We start from the raw sequence: 1,335 nt of genomic DNA, 5'->3' as shown, positions 1-1,335 counted from the left end.
CAGGGTCAACATGGGGGCGGTCCTCTGGCCAGGACGCCTCCACCTTAGCCCGTCGCCCGCTCCGCCGCCTCACCCCGGAAATGGCCAAACTCGAGGTAAGAGCCCATCCGGAAAGGAACTGAATCACATGAAGCAGATGGGATTCGCTGGCCTTGCGGGTGACTCGCGGGGCTAAGGATGGTGAGGACAGCAGAACATCTGCGAGCGGCGGATTGCATAGGCTGCGCTACCCATCTGACCCGACAGATGCGGAATGGGCGCTGGTTGGGCCGATGATCGAGCCAGCGAGACATGGGATCCTCCATTCCAGGTGCTGGACGCGGTGAATCCACCATGCGCTCCATGGCGCTGTGCGCGTGCAGGCAGGGCGCGACGTCGCTCTCAGGCCTGAGATTGATCTGAGTGTGTCCCAATGAGGCTCTGGACCCGTTCTGGCCAGTGTCCCGCCCGTCGCCCAAAGCAATATGCGGAACGCCAACGGGCAGATCTAGGATTTTGGGGACGGCATGTCGGATAGTGACCCGGACATCCATGAATGATCTATGTCGAAGCGGCTTGCGCCCTGGGCGTCTATCCAAAGAGCGTTGCCACGCGGATTTACCGGCGAATCGAGTTCGGCGCCGGTGCGCGGCAGCCAAGGCATGCACCAACGAAAGACATGCAGAAGCCAGGCTGAGCAGCATGGGCCATTCGGACGCGCGACCAGGACGTCCAGCACTGATATCTCTGTACCATGTCTGAAACAGCAATTCTGTTGCAGCAGATGGCTGCCTTTGGTACGAACTGCCCAGCCTTGCTGGCTGATTAACCAGCGATGGCCCAAAAAAAGGGCGGCACCCGAAGGCGCCGCCGAGTTTAGGGAGGAAACGTCCAAGAAAGGCAGGACACGGCTGTGTCGCTGCCCACTTGGCAATTTAGGCGTTTGTGGAAGCAGCGCAACTCAATTTGTGCAACGCAGCATTACATGGTGATGAATGGTGGCCGCGAAGGGCTGAGCCTGCGTCGCGCTGACGGCATCCTGTCGAGCCAGGGTTGCCGCATTTCAGCTGATCCACAGCCAGGTTCAGCTAGCCACTAGGCGGCCGAGCCGCTCTGCAGTCCAGCATTCCAATCCCTAACAACTCACCCCTGAGTTGGGAACCGCTCGGCAGGCAAGGTGTCTGGGCTCCGTTGCGAACGAGGCGGCGAAAGGATTACGGGAGGCATGGGCCAAGGCCCGGCGGCCCTTCCGGAAGCACTGGCTGGAGTGATCCGAGATCCTTCAACCTCGTCGCCTCTGACCCAGTCCGGGGTCGCGTCCCTGGGTGTGGTGTAGGAGGTCGTCGCCGTAACGGT

1 protein-coding gene is annotated in these 1,335 nt (G+C 61.0%); it reads left to right on the top strand.

The features are described from left to right. The first annotated feature begins 535 nt into the window (after positions 1–535). Positions 536–676, top strand: a complete 141-nt coding sequence (locus BLR02_RS30240; protein WP_218128113.1) for a hypothetical protein — start codon at positions 536–538, stop codon at positions 674–676. The last annotated feature ends 659 nt before the right edge of the window (positions 677–1,335 follow it).

This window comes from Belnapia rosea, from assembly GCF_900101615.1.
GTDB lineage: Bacteria > Pseudomonadota > Alphaproteobacteria > Acetobacterales > Acetobacteraceae > Belnapia > Belnapia rosea.
Note: the sequence above shows the minus strand (reverse complement) of the source record. Positions and strands in the feature narration are given on the sequence as shown.

Coding starts and splice junctions, on each gene's coding strand:
- BLR02_RS30240 (WP_218128113.1), top strand. CDS start 536: ATGATCTATGTCGAAGCGGCTTGCGCCCTGGGCGTCTATCCAAAGAGC.